Source organism: Cupriavidus lacunae (genome assembly GCF_003353055.1).
GTDB classification, from domain to species: Bacteria; Pseudomonadota; Gammaproteobacteria; order Burkholderiales; family Burkholderiaceae; genus Cupriavidus; species Cupriavidus lacunae.
Map to the genome: position 1 here is coordinate 1 of NZ_QKWJ01000094.1, position 18953 is coordinate 18953.

Genomic DNA, 18953 nt, shown 5'->3' on the forward strand with positions numbered 1-18953 from the left:
CTGCGCGAAAATTCGAGAGTAAACGCGAGTCTGGCGAAGTTAACAACCCCTTACCTCGAAATTTCGCAGCCTCAGGCTACATGCTCGGCTGCCGAGGCGGTCCTACTTCTGTATAAGGGAATGGGTTTGCGGGGCTTCGCAATAACGCTCAGTCCGGCGCCGGATCCAAGTCGCTGACAGTCTCCCAATACCAACAATGCCCCCTCATCTGCTCCCGCGAAGCAGGGGCTACCGCGTTAGACGGCAGCGTCTCCATATCGAAAGGACCAGCCCCCCCGCCAAACACAATCAGACGTTCAGAGCAGGAGGGAAGCCGTGCTGTCAAAACGGATAGAAGATGGGCTTGTCCAGCGCACTCACCCATTGCGTCTGAGTGAACTCATGGAAATTGGCCGGCCCGCCAAACCTCCCGCCATTGCCGGATGCGCCCATGCCGCCAAAGGGAACATGGAACTCGTTGTTCACGGTCTGGTCATTCACGTGCACCATGCCCGCGTGAATGCGGGACGATAACGCCAGCCCACGCGACAGGGATTTCGTATGGATCGCCGCGGCAAGGCCATACTCAGACGCATTGGCAAGCGCCACGGCTTCCTCATCGTCTTCAAAGATGGTAACCGGGGCAACCGGGCCGAAGATCTCGTCTGTGAATGCAGGCATTCCCGTCGTCACGTCCGCTAGCACCGTCGGCTCGTAGAACAGGTTTTCATACTTGCCTCCTGCGAGAACCCTTGCACCCGCTGCGACGCTCCGCCTGACAATGCTGTCGATTCGGTCGCGCTGCTTTTCGTTGATCAATGGTCCAAGATGTACCGGTGACAACCGTGGGTTGCCGACCTTGAGGTTCAGCGCGCGTTCCGCCAGCCTCAATGCATACTGGTCGGCAATGGAACGATGCACCAAATGGCGCCCCGTCTGCATGCAGATCTGACCCTGGTGCAGGAAGGCCCCCCAGGCACCGCTCGACGTAGCGGCGTCGATGTCAGCATCGTCTAGCACGACGATTGCGTTGTTTCCGCCCAGTTCCAACGCAACTTTTTTCAACATCCGGCCGCAAATCTCACCAATCGAGCGGCCGACTGCAGTCGATCCGGTGAAGGAAATCATCCCCACCCCGGGATGCCGCACCAGAGCATCACCAGTCGCTGCACCACCAGGAATGACATGGAAGACGCCGGGGGGTAGGCCCGCATCCTCGAACAGCTGCGCCAGCAGCAGTCCACCGGACACGGCGCTCTGCTGGTCCGGCTTCAGGATAACCGCGTTGCCAACCGCCAGTGCCGGTGCAACGGACCGCATCGCCAGCAAGATTGGGAAATTCCATGGTGCGATGACACCGACGACACCGATCGGCACATGGCGGCAGATGTTCATGCGGCCAGGCATCGCCGAAGCGTAGAGCGCGCCTTCGGGTTGCATCGGCATTGCCGCCGCCATGAGCAGCTGCTCGTAGGTAGCGTGCAGCTCCCATTCCGCCTTCGCCGCCGTCGAGCCGCACTCGCGGACGTTCCATCCGTTGATCTCGTCGGCCCGCGCCTTCAGTAGGCGCGCGGCTTCGCGGAGGATTTCAGCGCGTTTATCGAAGCTTGTGGACGCCCATCCTGGCTGCGCACGCTGCGCGGCATTAGCTGCCCTGTCGATATCTTCCGCAAGGCCTGTTCCGATCGTCGCCAGGGTCTCCCCCGTCGACGGCTCGACGACGTCCGCAACGCGGCCAGTGCCAGGCACCCAACCGTTCGAGAAGATCCGCCCTTCCCATGCGCATGAATTGCTATTGGTCATTAATGTCTCCGCAAATGCTGTAGGACTGTTGCCGTGGTAATCAATCGACAGAGCTAGCCAAGGCCTGCATGGCGCCTGTATCCCTCCTGCCGTGGTTCGAGATCAGGAAGACGGCGACAGCGGCCACAACGCCGGGGATGGCGAACACCATGAAATTGAACGTGTTGGGAAACTGCTGGCTCAGCAGGTATCCTCCCAACGCCGGTCCTGACACGGCACCGAACCGCCCCGCAGCCGCTGCCCAGCCGACTCCCGTCGAGCGGATTTGCGCCGGGTATAGTTGCGCAGCAAAGGCATGCACGATGCACAAGGTACCAATCGTTGTCGCACCCGCACACATGAGAAGCAGGTTGAGCACCGTCTGTGTCTGCTTGTAGCCGAGCAGTTCGATCGAGACGGCCGCAACTACAAAGAAAAGAATCAGCGTCGGCTTACCGCCATAGCGGTCCGCCAGCCAGCCGCTGCACAACCCGCCCAGAACGGCGCCAATATTGAGAGTGATCAGGAACGACAGACTCGAACCAAGGGAATAGCCGTTGGCCGCCATCAGCTTGGGTAGCCAGGTATTAAGCCCATAGACCATCAGCATGCACATGCCGAACGCGATCCACAGCAGAAAGGTATCAGCAGCCCTGCCGTGGGTGAACAGTTCCGCCGTGCGCAAACGTTGGCGATGTTCATCCTTGGCTTCGCCCAATGCTGTCGCCAGACCGGTCACGCCGCCCTGGTACTGCGGCGCGTAACGGCGGAGAAGGGGCTCGATTTCTACGAAGCGGCCGCGCCCAGCCAGAAAGCTGATCGACTCAGGCAGCCAGCGATAAAGCAAGGGAAACGAAAGTAGCGGAAGTCCCGCGATCAGGAAGTTCGCACGCCAGCCGAACTCCGGGGTTATCGTCTTCCCCAAGACCGCTGCGATGACGCCGCCAACGGAATAGAAGCTGAGCATGATCGTCACCATGATATTGCGCTTGCCGGGCGGAGACATTTCCGTCATCAGGGCCACGATGTTCGGCACCATCCCGCCCAGCCCCACGCCGGTCAGGAAGCGACAGATCGTGAACTGCGTCGTGTTCTCGCAGAAGCCGTTGGCCAGCGCCGCCGCACTGAAAAAGACCAGGCAGGCAAGGATGACCTTCCTGCGACCGAAACGGTCCGATGAACTGCCCAATGTCAGCGCCCCGACCATCATGCCGAACAGGGCACTGCTGCCGATGAAACCCGCTGCGACGGGGGATAGATTCCAGTCGCTCATCAGGTGCGGCAGCACGGACCCATAGATCACTAGGTCATATCCGTCGAACAGCATCAGCATCGAACACCAGAACATGATCATGAGGTGAAACGAATTGACGCGCGTATCCTTCAGTACATCGTCAGCGATGTTCTGTTTCATGGGTGTCTCCAAGTTGAAAGATTTGCCGCTCTATGCCGGCTTGTCAGGTGCTGCAGCGGGAATCAGTGATCGCGGATATCTCCCGTTCGGCAGTCAGACGGCAAAGCGGTCCACCTGGTCTTCGCGCCAGACGATGCCGGCTCCAGCGGATTGACCGAAGTGCGCCATGCCGTCCTTGAACTCGATGGGCGGCTCGAGGACCGGGCCGGCGAGATCCATCCTCTCGAGCCAATGGCAAGTAGGGGTCACCGCCAGCAGGTGGGCGCTGAACTCCTGGAAGATATGACTCGACATGGGCAGCGCCGCTTGCTCGGCCAGTGCGCTGGCGCGCAACCAACCGCTTACGCCTCCGATCTTCATCAGATCGGGCATGCAGAGATCACTCGCCTGCGCGGCGAGCGCCTTGCCCATGTCCTCGGGGCCGAACCAGTTCTCGCCCATCTGCACGGGCACGTTCATGGCGGCGCGGACGGCGGCATGGCCCTGGTAGTCGTGCTGCAAGGTCGGCTCTTCGATCCAGGCAATCCCTTCCTGTTCCAGCGCGCGGCCCCGGCGGATGGCTTCCGGCACAGTCAGGCCCTGGTTGTAGTCGACCAGTATCTGCACGTCGCTGCCGACGGCGGCGCGAATGGCACGTACGACGGCAATATCCTCTTCCAGCGTTGGATACCCGATCTTGGTCTTGATGGCGGTAAAGCCCTGCTCGGCGGCCGCTTTCGCGCGTTCCCGGCCAAGCGCTACGCCATCCATGCTGTGACTGTCATACGCGCGCAGCGGCCGCGCCTTGCCGCCAAGTAGTTCCACGAGCGGCAGGTCGCAGGCCCTGGCCAGCGCATCCCACGCCGCCATATCGATGCCCGCTGTTGCCATCCTGACCAACCCGGTATTGCCGATCAGGCGAAAACGCGACTGCAGTGCCTGGTCGATGGCGTATGGGGCGAGCGGCATGCCAACGACCACGGTCCCCAGCTCTTCGACCATCCGCTGCACGGGCTTCAGCGCGAGCGGCGTATAGGTGAACACATAGGCCCGGCCAGTGACCCCGGCATCGGTCAGCAGGTCAATCAGAACCAGCGGCGACGTCGCCACCGTTCCTACCGCCGTCTTGACTGGGTACTCGAGCGGTACGTTGACGGACCGCGCACGCAGGCTGGTAATCTTGATTTCGTTTTTCATGGTGTACAGGAAAGAAGCGGCTCGTTCGATTGCCGGTTTCGCGTTGTTTGCGAAGCGCAGGCCCAGATGTAGTCGCTGTCCAGTTGCGTCACCGCCGGACAGCCGATTTGTGCGAGCGTGGTATCAATCTCGCTCTTTAGCATCGACAAGGCTGCTTCCACACCTCGCTCGCCCTGCGCTGCCAGCGCGTACAGCGTTGCCCGGCCCAGGAGCACAGCCTTTGCACCCAAGGCAACGGCCTTGACCACGTCCGACCCACGGCGGGTGCCGCTGTCTATCAATACCGGAGCACCGATGCGTTGCGACGTGACAGACAAAGCTTCGAGCGGGGCGATGGCGGCGTCCAGTTGCCGTCCGCCATGGTTTGAGAGGATGACACCGTCCGCACCGAGTTCGATGCAACGCTCGGCATCGTCAGGGCGGCTGATACCTTTGATCAGCAATGTATGCGGCCACATGTCGCGCAGCCATTTGAGGTCTTGCCACGCAAAGCTCGCGTCCATCTGACGGCTCATCAAAGCCGCCTGGATTTCGGCGTCCCTAACGTCGGCTGAAGCAAAGTTGGCGAGCTGCGGCATGCCATGCCGGACGAGATCCCAGGACCAGCGCGGATGCAGGATGCCATCGAGCAGCGTGCGCAGGGTGTATCGCACCGGCATGGCGAATCCGTTGCGCAGGTCGCGTTCGCGCTTCCCATTGACCCCGACGTCCGTGGTCAGCACCAGCGTCGTATAGCCGGCCGCCAGCGCGCGCTGCACGAGCCGCTCGGCGAGCTTCCTGTGCACGATGTACAGCTGGAACCAGAGTTCGCCCGATGCAACGTCCGCAACGGCCTCGATCGACGACGTCGACGCGGTCGACAGCACGAAAGGTATCCCGAACTTGCCTGCCGCCCGGGCCAGCGCGAGATCGCCATCCGGCCAGAAGATGCCGTTCAGCCCGGTCGGCGCGATCACCATCGGCGCGGACAATGGCTTGCCGAAGAGCGATGTCCGGGTGCTGCGGCTGCTGATGTCGACCAGGCGGCGTGGCTGGAACTTGACCTTTTCGAAGGCGCCCCGGTTGTGCCGCAGGCCGATCTCGTCTTCCGCTCCGCCTTCGAGGTAATCGAACACCATGCGCGGAAGGCGCTTCCTGGCGAGGGCGCGGTAATCTGCCGTGTTGACAGGCTTGCTCATGACACAGTCCCCTGCCCGCTCAGGCACGCGTCTCCACCTCGATGAGCACTGGCCGGTCGCCGGCAAGCGCCTCTCGAAGCGATGTGATCAGCGTTTGGCTGCTGTCTGCGTGCAGGGCCTCTACGCCGTAGCCGCGCGCCAGCGCGCAAAAGTCCAGGCCGGGCACATCCAGGCCGGGCACGTTGTCTGCCTCGAGCACCCCGGCGAACCACCGCAATGCGCCATACGTGCCGTTCTTCATGATCAGGAAGATGGCCGGGATGTTGTATTGCGCAGCCGTCCACAGCGCCTGGATGCCATAGTTGGCCGAGCCGTCGCCGATCACGCCGATGACGCGGCGTTCCGGCTTCGCAAGTTGGATGCCCACGGCAGCAGGCAGTGCAAAGCCCAGGCCGCCGGCCGCGGCGAAGTAGTAGCTGCCCTGCTCGGTCATGCGCAAGCGCTGCCACATGATGTTGGTCGTGGAGGTGGACTCGTTCACGTAGATGGCGTTGCGCGGCGCCATCTCGTCCAGGATGTCGAACACGCGCTCGGGCGCCAGCGGGCCGGCTTCTTCCTCGGCAAGAGCGGGACGGACGCGTGCCACAGGCATCGGGCGCGAGGCCTGGCTTGCCGTCTCGGCCAGCGCGCGCAGCGTGCCGGCTATGTCGGCGATGACGGCGTCACCCATCGGGGCCCGCGCAGCCTCGTTGATGTCACAGGTAATCGAGATAAGACGCGTGCCTTTGGGCAGGAAGTCGCCGGGCTCGTACTGGTGGTATCTGAACACCGGCGCACCCACGACCAGCACCAAATCGTGCCCTTCCAGCAACCGGCTGATGCTCGCGATACCGGCTGGCAGCAGGCCGCGGAAGCATTCATGCGTGGTCGGAAACGAACAACGCGGTGCGGAGGGGGCCATCCAGACCGGCATCGCCAGCCTTTCGGCCAGCGTGACCGCCGACCCGTTGGCGCCGCACGCATCGACATCCGGGCCGACGACCATCACCGGATTCGATGCCATCTCCAGCGCGCTGGCGAGCCTCGACAGCGTATCCGGCCCTGGCATGCCGGCCGTCTCTACGTGCCGGCCGGCAAGGTGCTCAACCCCGGGACCCGCCTCCTGTTTCCAGTCGTCATAAGGCACCGACAAATACACTGGGCCTGAAGCGGGGGCTGCCGCCATGTGAATCGCGCGGCTCAAAGCCAGCGGCACCTCCTGCGCACAGCTTGGCTCGGCACTCCACTTGACCAGCGGGCGCGGCAGGCTGGCCGCGTCCACGTTGGCCAGCAGGGCCTCGACGCCGATCATCGGCCTGACCTGCTGCCCCGCGGTGACCACGAGGGGGGTATGCGAGTTCCAGGCGTTGGCGAGCGCCCCCATGGCATTGCCGGTACCGGCCGCCGAGTGGAGATTGACCAGCGCCGGCTTGCCGTTCGCCTGGGCGAACCCGTCGGCCATGCCTACGACCGCCCCCTCGTGCAAGCCGAGGATGTAGCGGAAATCCTCGGGAAAATCCTTAAGAAAGGGAAGCTCGTTGGAGCCCGGGTTCCCAAAGAACGTGGTCAATCGCTGCGCGCGAAGGATCTCGTAGCAAGCCTGGTGCACGGTCGTCATAGCAAAAAACTCCTGGTCAACGCAGAAATGCTAGGGGTCCAGCACAAATAAATCCAATCATCATTTTTTTGTTCTTAAAATAGATGATATCTATATGACCGCACGAACCCATGACCACGGACCTGAACCTGATCCGGACTTTCGTCGCCATCTACGAGACACGGAGCGTGAGCGCCGCAGCGAAGCGGCTGAACGTCACGCAGCCCTCCGTCAGCTACGCATTGAACCGCTTACGCGATGTGCTGAACGACCCACTTTTCACGCGCACGCGGGACGGCATGGTGCCCACTTTCAACGCCACGCAGCTCTTCCATTCGTTCAGGAGTGCGCTAGACAGCATCGAAGTGGCTATTTCGGCGACGCGACAGTTCGATCCGCAACGCTCGAAGCGCTCGTTCCGGCTGGCACTTTCCGATCTGGGCGAACTGTATTTCTTGCCGCTGCTGGTGCGCGAGCTGAAGCGCATTGCGCCGCAGGTCGGCCTGGAGATCGTACAGATGGACAGTGAGCTTATTGGCGACTGGCTGCAGACGGGCAGTGTCGACGCGGCAGTGGGGAACGTACAGCTTGCCGGCGGACGGGCGCGCAAGAAGACGATTTTCACGGAGAGCTACTCTTGCCTGCTGAGCGCCTCACATCCAACCATCGGCGACACGCTTAGCCTCGCTGAATTCGTGGCGGCAGAACACGTCGTGGTGGCGCCATTCACCGGTCACCATCTGGTCGAGGACGTAATGAGCGAAATGGGACTGACGCGCAAGGTGGCCTTGCGGGTCCCGCACTTCACAAGCCTTGTTGCGGTGATTGCTTCCACCGACCTGCTACTGACGCTACCAACCCGCATCGCCAATGCATTTGCCATGGACGGTCGCATGCGGGTACTGCCGCTGCCGTTACCAATTCCTTCTTTTGACGTCAATTTGTACTGGTATCCACATGCCGAAGATTCGACTGCACAGCAATGGTTTTGCGACACCATCAGTCGAGCCCTCAGCACGGTCTGACGCCTCAGCTTCATGAACAATGTGGCCCGGCGTCCGGTGCGATGGTAGTGGGAGCGTCTGACAGTGCCCGCTGCTGCCGATTGGCACCGGGAGGCCGAGGACTTGACGCCAATGGCGTATGAGTTTGTCGCGCCCATTCGTTTGCACCGACCTTGAAGCTGCAGCGCGTCATTTGTGCGTTGTCTGCTGGTACACCGGTATAAGCTCCGGCGCCTCCAGCACAAGGATCGGCAAGACCATGGCTATACCGGCAGTCGCACCGTCTGTTGCGCGGCCACGTACCCGGACTCCCACACGGCTCGCTCCCAATGTGCCGGCTCAAGCACCAATCCTGTGGCTGTCCCACTGGGGTCCGTTCATCAACACCGACTCCACGGCACGGGTAAAGGAGTCCATCGGATCTCTCCTGGCCCATTCCACAACGCCGCCGAGCGCGGCAACGCAGGAGCGGCATCGCATCGGCTGGGCTAGCATGACGTAAGGCGCGCCCCGCGCGGCAGGCCAAAGATTGCCGCACCGATCGGGAAGCATCCGAGATTGACCCCATCTTGATCGCGTCTCTACTGTCCCAGCCAGGCATGCTGTTCCCTGGCCGCATCCTCGCCGATGTGGGCCGCATGGGCCGCTGCCTGTTCGAGCCAAGGCGCATGGGCCTTGGGAACGACCAGCATCGTCAAACCCAGCCCGTCCAGCACACGCAGGGCGTGCTCGAGATTGACGCCCTTGCCGTTCTCGAGCTTGGACAGCATGCCGATGGAGACCCCGCAATGCCTCGCCGCCTGGTCAATGGGTACCCCGTCCCCTGCCCGGGTGGCTCGAATGCGGTCGCCCAGTTGATGAATGGTGCGAATTGTCGCGCGCGACGGTGGTGTCGGATCAGGGAGTGGTCGCGGCATCGGGGCTCGTCCCATGAAGAAGGCAAGCCAGCGGGGCTGCTGGCCATATGGTTTCATGAAAGTGAAATTATAATCCGGATCTGGTTGGCTGCCTTCTATGCCGAAGGGAACTGCCTCATGCAAGCCAGTGCATTTGCGGTCGTAAGTTAAATCGTGGCGATTAATTGCATTTTTGCGTCCGAATCCGTCCAGCGGCAAATTGTTGAAGATCGTCATTCGTGCGAGCCGCGCTCATCATTCGTGAAGTGTAGTAATCGCGCTCCCTTTGTGAAGTAACGTTGATTCGGGCCCGTGATTACGCTCATAGCATCATCTTTACTTCCGCAGTTCGGTGAATGCGTGCCCACTGCGCGCCTACTCTCACACTGCGGCAAGGCCACCTTGCATTTGGTTCTCGGCCGAGATTGCAGCCAATTTTTAAGCATGATTCGCGAGAACGCTCCTTTTACTCAACGAGAGCGAAGCCGCGTAGTCAGAGCGAAAGCCCCCGGCGTCAGAATAGTTGTCGTGTTACCTGATTTCGATTGACCCAGTCTGGGGGCGGTAGAGTCAGAGTGAATGAGAGCTTATTCAGCAGAGAGGAAGGAAGCGCTGTTGCGCCGCATGATGCCCCCCGAGAACGCGTTGGTGTCGGCGCTGGCAAGGGAGACGGGAATCACTGAACAGACGCTGTATGCTTGGCGTCGACAGATGAAAGCGCAAGGAGTCCCGGTGCCGGGAGATGGAAAGAACCCCGAGGCCTGGTCCTCGGAAGACAAGTTTGCGGTGGTGCTGGAAACCGCGCCGCTCAATGAAGCGGAATTGGCGGAGTATTGCCGCCGCAAGGGTCTTTACGCGGAGCAGATCGCTGCTTGGCGAGAGGCCTGTCGATCGGCCAATGCCAACGCCGGTGAACAGGCGCGAGAACAACGGCTTCAGTCCAAGGGTGACAAGAAGCGCATCCAGCAGCTTGAGAAGGAATTGCAGCGAAAGGAGAAGGCGCTGGCGGAAGCGGCCGCGTTGCTGATTCTGAGAAAAAAAGCCCAGGCGATTTGGGGAGAAAAAGAGGACGACTGATCAGCGTCCCAGATCGCCGGTTGTGTATATCGTTGATTCGTGAGGCAGAACGCTCTGGCTGCCGACTGGCGCAGGCTTGCGACGAGTTGGGTCTGAGCTTGCGCACCTTCCAGCGCTGGGTTCAGGAGGGCGATGAGGTGGTCGCAGATGCTCGCACCACCACTGAGCGGCCGGCGCCAGCCAACAAGCTCAGCGAGCCGGAACGCCAGTTAATTCTTGAGGTAGCCAACAGCGTGGAGTTTGCCAGTTTGCCGCCCAGCCAGATCATCCCGACGCTGGCGGACCGCGGCCAGTACGTGGCCTCGGAGTCGAGTTTTTATCGTGTCTTGCGTAGTGCGTCGCAGCAGCATCACCGCGGTCGAGCGCGCAAGCCCTCGGCCCGGGTGGTGACCAGCCATTGCGCCACCGGACCCAATCAGGTGTGGAGTTGGGACATCACCTGGATGCCAGCGGAAATCAAGGGGCAGTACTACTACTGGTACATGATGCTGGACGTGTTCAGCCGCAAGATCGTCGGTCACGAAGTGCATCGGGCGGAATCGGCAGAGTTGGCGGCGTTGCTCATGCGGCGAGCCAGTTTGGCCGAAGGTCTGGCTGGACGTCCCCTGGTGCTGCACTCGGATAACGGCAGTCCAATGAAGGGGGCGACGATGCTGGCCACCCTGGAAAACCTGGGGGTGGTCGCTTCGTTCAGCCGGCCGCGTGTGAGCAATGACAATCCCTACGCGGAGTCGCTGTTCCGGACCTGCAAATATCGGCCGGACTACCCGGGCCAGGCGTTTGGCAGCGTCGACGAGGCTCGCACATGGACGCAGCGATTCGTGCGTTGGTACAACCATGAGCACAAGCATAGTGGACTGAAATTCGTCACGCCGGCGCAGCGCCACAGTGGTCTCGCCCCGGCGGTCCTGGCGCACCGTGAAGCGGTCTATGCTGAGGCTAAGGCCAGAACGCCTGCGCGATGGTCAGGGCCGACGCGGGACTGGAGCTTGGCAGACGAAGTCTGGCTCAATCCGGAGCGGATTGCGCCGGCAGAATTAAAGCAGGTTGCGTGAGGTGACGCGACAACTACGTTGACAACCGCCGAAAGAAAGTAAAGATGCTACAAAGTGACGGACCCGCGATCGTTCCAGAATTACTTCGCGCCGCCGGAGAGAGTACCAAGATTACTACTCGAAAAATGGAAGTAATCTTGGTACGGAGGCTAACAGGGAAACCGCTAACCTTTTGATTTACAAACTCTTTTGACAAGGCCTGGAGGGAGCACTTTTACTACACTTCACGGCAGGCGACCGGTAAAACCGAATCCACGTTATGCCAATCCTGCATAACCATGCGCTGCGCCGCGACACCCCATGAAATCTTGGCATCGAACGTGGTGTAGGTGCGGCCGATTCCCTAGACTTCGGCAGCAATGCTGAAACCAATTTATGCGAGGAGCGTAACTATGACTGCCGCACTTTTCAGAACCGAACATGACCTCCTTGGCGACCGTGAAGTCCCTGTCGCGGCCTACTACGGCGTGCATACCTTGCGCGCCGTCGAGAATTTCCCTATCACAGGCACCCCGATCTCCATCTACCCAGAGCTGATCAAGGCGCTGGCCGCGATCAAGCAGGCCGCGGCGCAGGCCAACCATGAGCTGGGCCTGCTCGACAAGGCGCGCTGCGACGCAATCGTCGGCGCCTGCCAGGAGCTGATTGCCGGAAAGCTGCACGACCAGTTTGTCGTCGATGTGATTCAGGGCGGCGCCGGCACCTCGACCAACATGAACGCAAATGAGGTGATCGCCAACCGCGCGCTCGAACTGCTCGGCCATCAGAAGGGCGAGTACCAGCACCTGCACCCGAACGAGCACGTGAACATCGGCCAGAGCACCAACGATGTCTACCCGAGCGCGCTGAAGGTCGCTACGTGGTTCGGTATCGTCGGTCTTGTGGATGCCATGGCGGTGCTGCGGCGGGCCTTCGAGGCGAAGGCCGACGAGTTCGCTCACATCATCAAGATGGGCCGCACTCAGCTGCAGGATGCCGTGCCGATGACGCTCGGCCAGGAATTCAGCACTTACGCCGTGATGCTCGGAGAGGACGAGGCGCGCCTGCGCGAAGCCGCGATGCTGATCTGCGAGATCAACCTTGGGGCCACCGCGATCGGCACCGGCATCACCGCACATCCATCGTATGCGCCCGTGGTGCTGCGGCGCCTGCGCGAGATCACCGGCATCCCGCTGGAGACCGCACCCAATCTGATCGAGGCCACGCAGGACTGCGGCTCCTTCGTGCAGCTCTCCGGCGTGTTGAAGCGCGTTGCCGTGAAGTTATCGAAGACCTGTAACGACCTGAGGCTGTTGTCCAGCGGCCCGCGCGCTGGCCTGGGTGAGATCAACCTGCCGCCGATGCAGGCCGGCTCCAGCATCATGCCCGGCAAGGTGAATCCGGTGATCCCCGAAGTCGTGAATCAGATCGCCTTCGAAGTCATCGGCAATGACGTCACCGTCAGCTTTGCGGCCGAGGCCGGCCAGCTCCAGCTCAATGCGTTCGAGCCGATCATCGCGCACAGCCTGTTCAAGAGCATCAGCCATCTGCGCAACGGCTGCCTGACGCTCGCCGAACGCTGCGTCAGTGGCATCACCGCGAATGCCGACCGGCTGCGCGCCACTGTCGAGAACTCGATCGGCGTCGTGACGGCGCTCAACCCCTACATCGGCTATGCGAACGCGACCGCCGTTGCGCAGGAAGCGCACGCCACCGGCGGCAGCGTCTATGAAATCGTCTTGCGCAAGGGCTTGCTGTCGAAAGAGGAACTCGACCGCATCCTGCGCCCCGAGACGCTGACCCAGCCGGTGCCGCTGGACTTGCACGGGAAGTCGTTTGTCCGATGACAACACGCGCCCGTTTCAATGGGAAGACTGGCCCGACGGTCCTGCTCTAGGATACAAGCCCCGCTGCCCTGCGATCTCGGGCGGCAAGCCTGCGCAGCAAGTGGTCAACCTCCAGCCGCGCCTGCGCGGACATGGCAGCGGCCGGCTTGCGTTGTGCTGCAGATGACAGGATTCCACGCTTCATCAGCACATATTTCCGCACAGCGAGGCCGACGCCCGGTTGCTGCTCATAGTGCAGCAAAGGAAGGTGCGCGTCGAAGAGATCATGTGCCTCTTCACGCTTGCCCTGCTCGGTGAGACGCACCACATCACAAAGCATATCGGGGAAGCAATACCCAGTATTGGCCCCATCAGCACCACGTTCCATCTCGTAGTCCAGGAACAGGCCGTTATTCCCGCACAGGATGGAGATATGCCGCATCGAGCCGTCCTTCTCGAAGGCCGTAGAACAAAGGAAAGTCGGGTCTTCCGCAATTTGTGTGACGACGGCGAACTCGCGTGGAGGATTGGAACGGCCGTCGTCTCCATCGCCCCCACCACCATACTTCTGCTTATTCGCGAACCTGGGCGAGCCCCGTCGGCCTCGCCCTGGCCCCACGAGCTCATTCCTCTGCGATGGCGAACGGGCTAGCGGGCCCAGTAGGACAAGGCGGGCCGTTTCAGCTTGGCTTCAATACCCGCAGCCGCAGAAGCTCGATGTTCGCGCGGCCATACATCTGGCGCTTGAGGAACTTGAGCCGGTTGACGTGGCCCTCGGTCTGGCCATTGCTCCATGGCAGCTTGAAGGCCGCACGCACAGCCGGTAAGTCGGCGCGCAGGCTTTGCGCGAACCTGCGCATTTCCGCAGCGTCGCAGCGCGACAGACGCTTCAACCATCGATCGAACTGCCGCGGACTTCGCCGGTGCATGAGCCCGAGAAACTCCCGCGCGAGGCTGCGGACCTCGCCCACCACGGGTTCGATCTTGCACAGCGCCTGCACGAAGCGCTCGTGGTCCGCGTTCCTGGGCTCCGCGACCGCGAGCTTCCTCCATCCTATAAGCCATACGAACACGCGCCGGGCCGACGGGCACGGCATCGTGCGCACGGGTGCCTGGAAAAGAGGCTTCTTGCCCTGCGGAAAAAGGAGGCGAATCACGCAATTCCGAACGGCGGCGCGACTGCCCGTGTATCCTCGCTGCTTGAGTTCCCGCCAGATCAGTTCAGGAAAGCGACAGCCCTGCGCGATTCGTTCCTCGATATCGCTGAGATAAGGATCTAAAGGCGTCGGACCCCGCGCCCTGGGTGCGCGCTCGGGGAACGCCCCCGCGGTGATGAAGTTGCGCACGGTTCGATGGTCGATTGAGAGCTCTTGCCCGATTCCTTTCATCGTGCCGCCCTGGGCGTGTAGCGCCATAATCCGCTCGTACAGCTCCAGCCGCGAGGCGCGTCGCTGATCGCTCAGACGCTGCCATGACCACAGTGAGTTGCGGCTCAGCTCCCGCTGCCGGCCCAGGTTCACGCCACGGACCTCGACTTGCTGCGCGGCTTGGCGCAGTTGCGGTCCGAGTCGGCACAGCAGTCTCTCGACGTTGTCGCGCAAGTTGCACAGTAGATGCCAGCGATCCGAGACCTGCGTGGCTGCCGGCAGCGCAATGTCGACGGCCTCGGAGTAGGCCCCGGCCCGGTCCCTGGCGACGATCTCGATCGATGGGTGCGCACGCATCCGCGCGGCCACCGCAGTTCCTTCCCTGCCGGCGAACACCTCGATCGGCTCACGTCGCTCCAGGTCGACGATGATCGTTCCGTACTGGTGACCGCTCGCGATCGCCCAGTCATCGATGCCGACGACCCGCGGTCGTGGTTTGCGCTTGCGCTCAGGAGCTCTGCGCAACTCCCGCAGCACGGTGTCGGCACTGGTACGCAAGCCCAGGACGTTAGCTAGCCGGGCAGCCGCCTCACCACCGAGGGCATGGCCCAGCGCGTGCAACGCCCGAGCCTGCGATTGCGTACGACGTTGATGCCGACCGGCTAAGGCGTGGATGTTCTCGGCAAACGTACGACGCGGGCAGCCGGCATTTGCACACTTGAAGCGACGCACCTCAACGGCGAGAACGACCCGCTGGTCGAGCATCGGACGTTCTTCCAGCCTGCGCACATAGCTGCCGTGGCGTCGGTTACTCCAACGATGGCAGGCAGGACACGGTGCCGCGCGAACCGTACTGCAGGCTTCGACAGTAACGGTCTCCCCTCGCGCGTCACTGGAGACGACGCGCTTACCTACACGGGCGAGAATACGATCGATCCCACCGAGAACTTGGCTCATGGTAACGATCAAAGTAAAGCCAGATCGGCCCGAAGAACACAACGCCATTCACGCGTTGGATCGATACTGGAGCGAGACCACATGACATCCGTGAACTACCCGATCTATGATGCAGACCGCCACTTCTACGAGCCCCCGGAGGCTTTCCTGCGGCATCTGCCAAAGAAATACAGCAAGGAATTTCAATACGTCCAGGTGAACGGGCGGACGAAGCTGGCCGTGGGCGGTATGCTGTCGGACTACATCCCCAATCCGACATTTGAAGTCGTTGCGGCACCGGGCTCGCACGAAAAGTGGTACAGAGGCCAAAACCCCAAGGGGCTATCGTTGCGCGAGTGCACCGGCGATCCGGTTCCCTCGCAGGCCGCGTTTCACGATGGGGATGCCCACTTGACGGTCATGGATGAACAGAACATCCATGCAGGCCTTTTCATCCCGACGCTCGCCTCGATCATCGAAGAGCGACTGGCGCACAAGCCAGAGGTGATTCAAGCTCTCCTGCATAGCGTGAATCTGTGGACGCTCGATGAATGTGGCTTCGCGCATCGGGACCGCCTCTACCCCGTACCGATGATCAATCTGGCCGACGTTGATGCCGCGTGCGCCGAGTTGGATTTCCTGCTGAAGGCAGGCGCGCGCGTCGTCGGCATCCGCCCTGCGCCTGTGGCAGGGATCAAAGGCGGCCGCTCAATGGGCTTCCAAGAATTCGACCACTTCTGGGCTCGCATCAACGAAGCGAAGATCTTCGTTGTCATGCACGTGTCAGACTCCGGCTATGACAAGATCTATCAATGGTGGACCGCTGGTGGCAAAGGTGAATTCCGTCCCTTCGAGAAGGACCCGTTCGGCGAGCTTCTCGACTGGATGGGGCGGCCTATTGCCGACTCGCTCGCCGCGCTGATTTGCCATGGCGTGTTTGACCGCTTCCCCGATGTACGCATTGCCTCGCTCGAGAACGGGTCGTCGTGGCTGGAGCCGCTGCTGCACCGTCTCGACATGACGTATCACAAGATGCCGAGCGCCTTTCAGCGCAATCCGCTCGAGACCTTCCGTCGGCACGTTTACGTGGCGCCGTTCTACGAAGACCCCGTCGAGAAGGTCATCGAGTTGGTGGGTGTCGAGCGCGTGCTGTTCGGCAGTGACTGGCCACACCCGGAGGGTCTGGCTCAACCGCTCGACTTCTTCAAAGACATCGAGGCATTGACGGCCGAGCAAACGCAACGGGTCATGAGCACCAACCTGAAGGAGCTACTCGCAGGCGTGCGGTGATGTGCCCCAATGCGATTGAATGGCGCAGCGGTTTTTGGCGTCAATCGACAGGGGCAATGTAGAGCATGCTGCTGGGGCTTGATCCAGCAGCATGCGGCAAGGGTACGATGAAAGACGAAATTGGAAGGCTGCGGGAAGAGATAAGGCGAGCGAAACGGCATGCCGCGGCTACCGCTCGGCAAAGATCTCGAGTCAGCCGCCTGCCACTTCGCGAATGCTTAGCCGATTACCTTGACCAGCATATCGCCAGCCTGAAAGGTGCCCCCCAACTGATAGCTTTGCTCGCGGCAGTGGAGCTTGGGGTAGGGGAGCGCAAGCATCTTGATCTGTGCGAAGCAAGCGCGCAGGTTAGCGAACAACGAGCGTGGCGTATACTGTTTTGGACAGCCCAGCGACGCTTGGTGCCATCAGTCGGCATCTGGCAAATCATGGCATCTCCGAAGGAGTCAGACGCACCTCGAAGCCTGGCAACAGTACCGCCGACACCGTGCCTCGCATGCCGTATTCTTCGTGGGGACCCCTGCTCTGCCGACGGTCACGCTGCTCTCGAAGCCGTGGCGCTGCCTATACTGCGCCGGCTCGGCGGACAGCTGGCATCGTCGATTCAGCGCCACCGCTGCGCAACCTGCGGAGCAGATTGGGTTCGTAGTTTGTCATCCGGTCAGCCCTTTGCAGCTTGGGCTCATGTGGAGTTTCCCGTTGAATGATGTCTGAGTGGGTGTTCTCTCGTATTGCGCGGACGCGCACCATGCGAGAGCAGCAAGAATGAATCGTGCGGATGAGTCCCGGTCGACGGCATAACTGAACCCTGTGCCACGACGCTGCCCTGCGGGCGGAAACAGCACAAAACGCCTTTCGCTTGCCGGTCCACTTTGTGGCGCGACCGCACCAGCATACTCGAGGATCTCCTTCAGCAGGCAACAGGACTTGCCCTGACGGAGGCCGAATTGCGCGACGCAATCCGGACGGGAGTGGCCAAACACGGGGGCGCGGTTTATACCTTACAGTCCACAAGCGCATATGGCATGATCTGCCGCCCAAGGGGATACCACCGCCTGAAATTGCTTATGTCCTCGCCGTTGAGAACGGCGCATCGAACCTGCAGTAGTCCATTGGCTCCAGCAATCGTCCATCGCATGTGCCCGTTCCTTTTCATGCGCTGGCCAATGACATAGTCGACTACCGATTCTGCTCCCGCGCTTGAAATTGGCAGCCCTTGTGCTCGCCGCTGCTGATAGTTAGCGAGATAGCGAGAGCAACAGCGCAGGTAACGGATCACGCGCCCTAGTGGATTGCGAGCGCCAACCCAACCTGTGTCGCGTCGCACCGACTCCAGCCTCTCCAAGCACCGCTTCGACTCACCGTACCATAAGAGCCATTTCGCTTTGAGCACGCGTTCACGCAGCCGATTTTTCGAGTATGCATCAGTGCCACGCAGACCTCGGAGTGCCATGAGGAGATTCTCGAACCGCATGCCAATGTGATACCAGTCCAGCACGCGGGCCGTTGCCGATGGCAACTTGCACGCAAAACTAATGTCATCGCCGCCATCACTGATGACTGTGACCGGGGCTTGGGGTCCGATGCCCACAGACTGTAAGAACGCCTGCTGACGCAGCCCTTGAGTAGGGTCACGCCCTACTGCGTAGGCATGCGCATGAGTACGAGGAGTCTTGGGCCAAATCAGCTTGGAGGCGACCACGGGAGTCCATCGCTTACCATCTTCCTGCCGCGGCGTCTTGATATAACCTGCATCGATCTGCAGACCAATCGGCGTCCCGGTTAATGGCGAACTTCGCGGTGGCGCGGTCACGGCCGCCATCATCATCGTTGCACGTTGCGCTTCTTGCTCCAGCCGCTGCCCGACCCGGCCTACATTCAACTTAACGCTCGAGCATGGGAGTTCCCGTCCGCCGGCAAACGCGTCGCGTAGAAAGATCTGTGCTAAGCGATAAGACATCACGCTTGCATATCGGCACTGCAGCCAGGTCCACTGGGGATGTACGCGTTCCGGTAACGCCTGTGCCAGCGGGGAAAGCGTGCCCTTGTTACTTGAGCAGTAACCGCATGCGCTGCAGTAAGAGTAAAAGCGCGGGCTTCGCAGCCTCGCCTTGCCAAAAGCGGTGCGATAGACCAAGAATTTTGTGTCCTTGATGCCAAGCCTGCCCCCGCACAGTTGACAGCGACCGGTAATCCGGATGAACTGGTCCACCTGCTCGGTCAAGACCACAGTCTGAAGCTGTCGCAGGATCTCTTGTGACTCGCGAATGAACAGGCCCAGTCCTGAGGCCGGAGCGACATCGGCATTGCGCTCGATCACCGCAACTTCAATCACCTTAGAGGGCTGTTCGCCCGCCCGCTCAATACAGGCTTGGATCGAGATGCGCATGGCGGTCTCCGGTAGTCTCAGTACACAAT

Annotated in this window: 13 protein-coding genes; 4 read left to right on the forward strand and 9 right to left on the reverse strand. The window is 61.3% G+C overall.

The genetic code is table 11. The features are described 5' to 3' along the window. Positions 1-321: 321 nt before the first annotated feature. The 5 genes from DN412_RS36665 to mdlC all read right to left on the reverse strand — a co-directional run bounded on the left by DN412_RS36665 (position 322) and on the right by mdlC (position 7126). Positions 322-1782, reverse strand: a complete 1461-nt coding sequence (locus DN412_RS36665) for a benzaldehyde dehydrogenase (RefSeq protein WP_115216021.1) — start codon at positions 1780-1782, stop codon at positions 322-324. A gap of 40 nt (positions 1783-1822) precedes the next feature. Then, complete coding sequence (locus DN412_RS36670; RefSeq protein ID WP_115216022.1) at positions 1823-3175, reverse strand: MFS transporter; 1353 nt, start codon at positions 3173-3175, stop codon at positions 1823-1825. A gap of 93 nt (positions 3176-3268) precedes the next feature. Beyond that, positions 3269-4351 (reverse strand): enolase C-terminal domain-like protein, encoded by a 1083-nt coding sequence (locus tag DN412_RS36675; RefSeq protein WP_115216023.1) that lies wholly within the window; start codon positions 4349-4351, stop codon positions 3269-3271. Further along, the gene (locus DN412_RS36680) at positions 4348-5529 is read right to left on the reverse strand and encodes an alpha-hydroxy-acid oxidizing protein (RefSeq protein ID WP_115216024.1); all 1182 of its coding nucleotides are present in this window, start codon (positions 5527-5529) and stop codon (positions 4348-4350) included. Before DN412_RS36680 ends, DN412_RS36675 begins: the two co-directional genes overlap by 4 nt. A 19-nt stretch (positions 5530-5548) precedes the next feature. Next, entirely contained in the window at positions 5549-7126 is a 1578-nt protein-coding gene (gene mdlC / locus DN412_RS36685) for a benzoylformate decarboxylase (RefSeq protein ID WP_115216025.1), read from the reverse strand. Positions 7127-7236: 110 nt separating this feature from the next. On the opposite strand from mdlC, the gene DN412_RS36690 reads away from it, so the two are divergent. Further along, the gene (locus DN412_RS36690; protein ID WP_115216026.1) at positions 7237-8130 is read left to right on the forward strand and encodes a LysR family transcriptional regulator; all 894 of its coding nucleotides are present in this window, start codon (positions 7237-7239) and stop codon (positions 8128-8130) included. Positions 8131-8690: 560 nt separating this feature from the next. On the opposite strand, the gene DN412_RS45085 is transcribed toward DN412_RS36690, so the two are convergent. Then, on the reverse strand, positions 8691-9242 hold the full coding sequence (locus DN412_RS45085) for a helix-turn-helix domain-containing protein (RefSeq protein ID WP_244222966.1): 552 nt from the start codon (positions 9240-9242) through the stop codon (positions 8691-8693). Positions 9243-9584: 342 nt separating this feature from the next. On the opposite strand from DN412_RS45085, the gene DN412_RS36700 reads away from it, so the two are divergent. Both DN412_RS36700 and aspA read left to right on the forward strand, forming a co-directional pair. Continuing rightward, positions 9585-11137, forward strand: a protein-coding gene (locus tag DN412_RS36700) for an IS3 family transposase (protein WP_244222967.1) whose coding sequence is annotated in 2 segments (ribosomal slippage) — positions 9585-10047 and positions 10047-11137 — 1554 coding nt in all. Because the reading frame shifts where the segments join, the coding sequence is not laid out codon by codon here. Positions 11138-11529: 392 nt separating this feature from the next. After that, the gene (aspA, locus tag DN412_RS36705) at positions 11530-12963 is read left to right on the forward strand and encodes an aspartate ammonia-lyase (RefSeq protein WP_115216027.1); all 1434 of its coding nucleotides are present in this window, start codon (positions 11530-11532) and stop codon (positions 12961-12963) included. A gap of 46 nt (positions 12964-13009) precedes the next feature. Here the strand turns inward: aspA and DN412_RS36710 are convergent, their stop codons facing one another. Then, on the reverse strand, positions 13010-13384 hold the full coding sequence (locus tag DN412_RS36710) for a dihydrodipicolinate synthase family protein (protein WP_244222968.1): 375 nt from the start codon (positions 13382-13384) through the stop codon (positions 13010-13012). Positions 13385-13622: 238 nt separating this feature from the next. Further along, positions 13623-15266, reverse strand: a complete 1644-nt coding sequence (locus DN412_RS36715; protein ID WP_115216028.1) for an ISL3 family transposase — start codon at positions 15264-15266, stop codon at positions 13623-13625. An 81-nt stretch (positions 15267-15347) separates the two neighbouring features. On the opposite strand from DN412_RS36715, the gene DN412_RS36720 reads away from it, so the two are divergent. After that, a complete protein-coding gene (locus tag DN412_RS36720; RefSeq protein WP_115216029.1) occupies positions 15348-16535 on the forward strand; it encodes an amidohydrolase family protein in 1188 nt (395 codons plus the stop codon). Between the two features lie 994 nt (positions 16536-17529). Here DN412_RS36720 and DN412_RS36725 read toward each other — a convergent pair. Continuing rightward, the gene (locus DN412_RS36725) at positions 17530-18924 is read right to left on the reverse strand and encodes an ISKra4 family transposase (RefSeq protein WP_115216030.1); all 1395 of its coding nucleotides are present in this window, start codon (positions 18922-18924) and stop codon (positions 17530-17532) included. Between the last annotated feature and the right edge of the window lie 29 nt (positions 18925-18953).